We start from the raw sequence: 4,878 nt of genomic DNA, 5'->3' as shown, positions 1-4,878 counted from the left end.
CACGAGGGTGATCGCCCCCCGGGAGTGGGCGTCGGCGAGTTCACGGGCATCGGCGGAACCCGCCTCGGACTTGATCCACTTGACCCCGACCGACGCATCGAGCACGAGCAGGTCGCCGGTCATCGTCCCGCCTCGCCCGAGGTCTCCCGGGCCTCGCGGAGGATCTCGAGCGTGGGCCGGTCGTCGAGCACCGGCTGCTTCTGGAGCTCGTCGATGAACGCGAGGAACTCCTCGCCGGCCTTGCGCCGCCGCGCGGCCTCGTCGCCGGCCTTCTCCTGGGTGACGTAGCGCGCTGATGCCTCGCGGATCACGGCCGAGCGCGACAGCCCGCGCGCGTGCGCGATCCCGTCGAGCTCGTCGACGAGTCCGTCGGGCAGGGTGATGGTGATCCGCTCGGTCATTGGGGGTAGCATACCACACATGCATACCAAGGGGTATGCAAGTACCTGGGTAGCTTCGCGGGTCGACCCTGATCTTGCGAACTACCGCACAACGCGGTAACATTACCGCGAAACGCGGTACATTGGAGGCTACGATGACCCCCGCTCTCGAAGGCGTGCTCGGCAACCGTTCAGCAGCGCAGGTCCTGCTGTTCATCGAGGCGTACGGTTCAGGGCACGCGCTGCGCATCGCCAACACCTACGGCGTCGCGGTGAGCTCGATCCAGCGGCAGTTGCGACGACTAGAGGCGTGCGGCGTGCTGGTGAGCCGCATGGTCGGGAGTGCCCGCGTGTTCGAGTTCGACCCGCGGAACCCCACCGTTCGCAATCTCCGCCCGTTCCTGCAAGCAGAACTCGCCTCGCTGCCTGAGGCCGAGGCGAACGCATACTATCGCCAGCGGCAAAGGCCGCGCCGAACGGGGAAGAGGAGCTGATGTGATGGCAGCGATCGACCGGAGCACCACGCCGCAGGAGATCGCCGCGCTCGTGAGCCAGGCGCTCCAATCCGCCGGCATCCCCGCTACGCTCTCCGGCGGTGCCGCGGTCGCCCTGTACAGCGAGAACGAGAGAGCCACGATCTCGACTTCGTGACATCCGAGCGCCTCTCGGTGATAGCCGCGGCGATCCAACCACTCGGCTTCGCGTGCACGCCGGGCGCGCGCCAGTTCGAGCATCCCGAGTCGGACTACTACGTCGAGTTCCCCTCGGGTCCGCTCGCGTTCGGCCAGACGGTCGTTCGCGATGAAGATGCGTGTACCGTCGAGACACCCTTCGGACCGCTGCGCGTGGTCACGCCGACGCAGTGCGTCATGGACCGCTTGGCCGCGTACGTGCATTGGAGGGACAACCCGTCGTTCGATCAGGCGATCATGGTCGCGAGGCGCCAGCCGATCGACTGGAACGCGCTGGACGCATGGGCGAGGGGCGATGAGGTTGACCCGGATATCGTCGGGCGACTGAAGCGGCTCGCAGAAGCGGGCTGACCGCTAGCACTCCCGCGCTCCCGCTGGCACTCGCTGTGGTAGAGTGCCAACCCGGAGGTGCGACTTCCCCCATGAACACGGAACGCCGCCGCCGCATCCTCGCGGCGCTCGTCGAGGAGTACATCCGCAGTGCGCAGCCGGTGGGCAGCAAGGTGCTCGTCGAGCGCTACGAGCTGGGCTGCAGCCCGGCGACTGTGCGCAACGAGCTCGCCATCCTCGAGGAGACCGGCTACGTCTTCCAGCCGCACGTCTCGGCCGGGCGCGTGCCCACCGACGTCGGCTACCGCGAGTACGTCGACGCGATGTCGCCGACGAGCCGCTCGCTGTCGCGCGACGACATCTCCGCGATCCACGACCGCTTCGTGCACGGCGCCACCGAGATCGGCGACCTCATGCGCGACACCGCGTGCCTGCTCTCGCGCCTCACGAGCTACGTCGCCGTCGTGCTCACGCCCGCAGCCTCGGCCGCGCGCATCCGCAAGGTCGACCTCGTCTCGCTCGCGCCGCGCCGCGCGCTCGTCGTCGTCATCACCGACACCGGCCAGGTCCTCAACCGCATGATCGACCTCGAGGCCGAGGCGACCGGCGATGACCTGCGCGTGGTCGAGTCGGCCCTGAACCACGCGCTCGACGGCACGCTCGCCGAGCACGTCCGCCTGCGCCGCGAGGGGCTCACGCTCGACGCTGTCCGCGCCGCGCTCGCCGCGCGCGTGATGGACGAGGTCGTCGACTGCCTCATGGAGGCCGACCGCGCCCGCGTGCGCCAGGCCGGCACCGCGTCGCTGCTGGAGCAGCCCGAGTTCGCCGGCGCAGACTCGCTGCGGCCGCTGATGGCGCTGCTGGAAGACGGCGTGGCGCTGCTCGAGACGCTCTCGGGCGTCATGCGCGACAGCGGGGTCGTGGTCCGCATCGGCCACGAGAACCCGCGCGACGACCTCGGCAACGTGAGCCTGGTCGCGGCCAACTACGGCGGCGGCGGGGAGTCCGAGGGCATCGTCGGCGTCATCGGCCCGACGCGCATGAACTACCCGCGCGCGATCGCGTCGGTGCGCGCGGTGTCCGACGGGCTGACGGACGCGCTCGGCGAGCCGGCGCGCGACGAGGACCGGGGCCGCGCGTGACGCCGCCGCCGGAGACCGACTACTACGAGGTGCTCGGCGTCTCGCGTGACGCCAGCCCTGACGAGATCAAGAAGGCGTACCGCGCGAAGGCCCGCGAGACGCACCCCGACGTCGCGGACCACGACGGCGCCGAGGATGCGTTCAAGCAGGTCGGCGAGGCGTACGAGGTGCTCTCGGACCCCGAGAAGCGCCGCATCTACGACACCTACGGCACGGCCGACCCGCGCATCGCGGGCGCCGGGACCGGCGGGGACTTCTACTCGGTGGGAATGGACGACCTGTTCGGGGCGTTCTTCGGCGGCGGGTTCGGCGGTGCGCCGCGGCGCGCCAGCGGCGAGGGCCGCGACATGGCCGCACAGCTCGTGGTGACGCTCGAGGAGGCCGCGCACGGTGCCGAGAAGGACCTGCGCATCGCGCGCGACGCGCGGTGCGAGACGTGCGCGGGTAGCGGCGCGGCGGAGGGTGGCAGCGTCGTGACCTGCCCGGACTGCGCCGGCACCGGCAGCAAGCGCACCTCGCGGCGCACGTTCCTCGGAACGTTCGAGTCGCTGTCACCGTGCGACCGGTGCGGGCAGACCGGCGTGATCGTCGACAAGCCGTGTACCGCGTGCGGCGGCGTCGGCCGCCGGCGCAGCGACGACATGGTGCGCGTGACCGTGCCGGCGGGCATCCGCGACGGCATGCGCCTGCGCGTCCCGGGGATGGGCGAGGCGGGCGTGCGCAACGCGCGCGGCGGCGACCTCATCGTCACGGTGCGCGTGGCTCCGCACGAGTATCTGCACCGCGAGGGCGACGACCTGCACTGCCGCCTGACGCTCACGATGACGCAGGCCGCGCTCGGGGCAGACGTCGCCGCCTGTGGCATCTGGGGCGACGAGACGGTCCACGTGGGCGCGGGCGCCCAGCACGGCGACACGGTGCGTGTGCGGGGCCGCGGGATGCCGCATGCGAACGGCTCGGGCCACGGCGACCTGCACGTCCACCTCGCAGTCGAGGTGCCCCGCAAGCTCACGAAGCGCCAGAAGGAGCTGCTGACCGAGCTGTCCGAGACGCTCGGCGACGCCAAGCGCGCGACCGTGATGGAGCGCGTGCGCGACTGGCTCGGCGGGTAGGGCGGCCGAGGCGATGTCGCGCCACCGCTTCTTCCTGACCGGCCCGGTCGGCGACGACGGCGTCCTGCCGCTCTCCGACCGCGATCTTCACCACGCTCGCGACGTGCTGCGCCTGCGCGCCGGCGAGGAGATCGCGGCGGTGGAGCCGGGCGGGCGCGTGCTGGCGGCGCGCGTGGCCGAGGAGCCCGCCGCGGGTATGCGTGTCGAGGTCGTGGGCGAGCTTCCCGGCGAATCGGGCCTGCACGTGTGGCTCGTGTGCGGCGTGTGCAAGGGCGAGCGCACCGACCTGGCCGTGCGGATGGCGGTCGAGGTGGGCGCGGCGGGCGTGGTGCCGGTGCTGACCGAGCGCACGGTCGTGCGGCTCGAGGGCGACAAGCTGCGCGCGCGCGGCGACAGGTGGCGACGGATCGCCGAGGAGGCCGCGAAGCAGTCGGGCCGCGCGTTCGTGCCGTACGTGGCCGACCCGGTGGAGCTGTCGTTCGTGCGCGACGCACTGCCCGGGTGCACGCGCGTGCTCGTGCCGTGGGAGGAAGCCGGCGAGGGCGCCCGGGGGGTTCGGGGCGCCCTTGAGTCGCTCGGAACGATCGTTCCGACGAACCCGAGGAGCGCCGAAGAGGCCCGGGATGCCGGCGATGCCGGCGTGGTCGCCGTGGTCGTCGGTCCCGAGGGTGGCCTGACGGACGGCGAGGTCGCGCTGCTCGAGTCCGAGGGCGCCGTGACCTGCACGCTCGGGCCGATCGTGCTTCGCTCGGAGACCGCGGCGGTCGTCGCGCTCGCGCTCGTGCTGCACGAGCTCGGGGGCCTCGGTGGCGCCTGACGCGCCGCGCGTCGCGTTCGTCACACTCGGCTGCAAGGTCAACCGCGCGGAGTCCGAAGCGGTGCTCGGCGAGCTGCTCGGTGCCGGGTGGGAGGTCGCTGTGCGCGCCGCCGACGCCGACGTCGTCATCATCAACACCTGCACGGTGACCGCCGAGGCCGACCACAAGGTCCGCAAGGCGGTGCATCGCGCGTTGCGCGAGTGCGCAGGGCCGGTGGTGGTGACCGGGTGCGCGGCGGTGATAGGCGGGCCGCAGTTCGCCGCGCTCGATCCGCGCGTGGTGGTCGAGTGCGACAAGACGCGGCTGGCGGTGGTGACCGCGGAGGCGGCGGCCACGGGTCCGGACCACCGAGAGCCTTCCGGCGGGATGGCGTCACATGCGACGTCGCCGGCGACGTCACATAC

Annotated in this window: 8 protein-coding genes; 6 read left to right on the top strand and 2 right to left on the bottom strand. The window is 72.0% G+C overall.

Annotated features, from left to right (window positions below; translation table 11 throughout):
* Nucleotides 1-123 (bottom strand): type II toxin-antitoxin system VapC family toxin (locus tag FDZ70_06350; GenBank protein ID TLM76775.1); only part of this gene is annotated, 123 nt, incomplete at its 3' end.
* Nucleotides 120-401, bottom strand: a complete 282-nt coding sequence (locus tag FDZ70_06345; protein TLM76774.1) for a ribbon-helix-helix protein, CopG family — start codon at nucleotides 399-401, stop codon at nucleotides 120-122. The genes FDZ70_06345 and FDZ70_06350, both read right to left, overlap by 4 nt.
* 134 nt (nucleotides 402-535) lie before the next feature.
* On the opposite strand from FDZ70_06345, the gene FDZ70_06340 reads away from it, so the two are divergent.
* The 6 genes from FDZ70_06340 to FDZ70_06315 all read left to right on the top strand — a co-directional run.
* Nucleotides 536-874: an ArsR family transcriptional regulator gene (locus tag FDZ70_06340; GenBank protein ID TLM76773.1), complete on the top strand. Its 339-nt coding sequence runs from the start codon at nucleotides 536-538 to the stop codon at nucleotides 872-874.
* Between the two features lie 153 nt (nucleotides 875-1,027).
* On the top strand, nucleotides 1,028-1,423 hold the full coding sequence (locus FDZ70_06335; protein TLM76772.1) for a hypothetical protein: 396 nt from the start codon (nucleotides 1,028-1,030) through the stop codon (nucleotides 1,421-1,423).
* A 71-nt stretch (nucleotides 1,424-1,494) separates the two neighbouring features.
* Complete coding sequence (hrcA, locus tag FDZ70_06330) at nucleotides 1,495-2,544, top strand: heat-inducible transcription repressor HrcA (protein ID TLM76771.1); 1,050 nt, start codon at nucleotides 1,495-1,497, stop codon at nucleotides 2,542-2,544.
* Nucleotides 2,541-3,656, top strand: coding sequence for a J domain-containing protein (locus FDZ70_06325; protein ID TLM76770.1), 1,116 nt, complete (start codon nucleotides 2,541-2,543; stop codon nucleotides 3,654-3,656). Before hrcA ends, FDZ70_06325 begins: the two co-directional genes overlap by 4 nt.
* A 13-nt stretch (nucleotides 3,657-3,669) precedes the next feature.
* The gene (locus FDZ70_06320) at nucleotides 3,670-4,473 is read left to right on the top strand and encodes a 16S rRNA (uracil(1498)-N(3))-methyltransferase (GenBank protein ID TLM76769.1); all 804 of its coding nucleotides are present in this window, start codon (nucleotides 3,670-3,672) and stop codon (nucleotides 4,471-4,473) included.
* The coding region (locus FDZ70_06315) for a hypothetical protein (GenBank protein ID TLM76768.1) at nucleotides 4,463-4,878 on the top strand (416 nt) is incomplete at its 3' end. The genes FDZ70_06320 and FDZ70_06315, both read left to right, overlap by 11 nt.

The sequence above is a fragment of the Actinomycetota bacterium genome (assembly GCA_005774595.1).
Lineage (GTDB): Bacteria > Actinomycetota > Coriobacteriia > Anaerosomatales > D1FN1-002 > D1FN1-002.
This window is presented reverse-complemented; position numbering and strand designations above follow the sequence as displayed.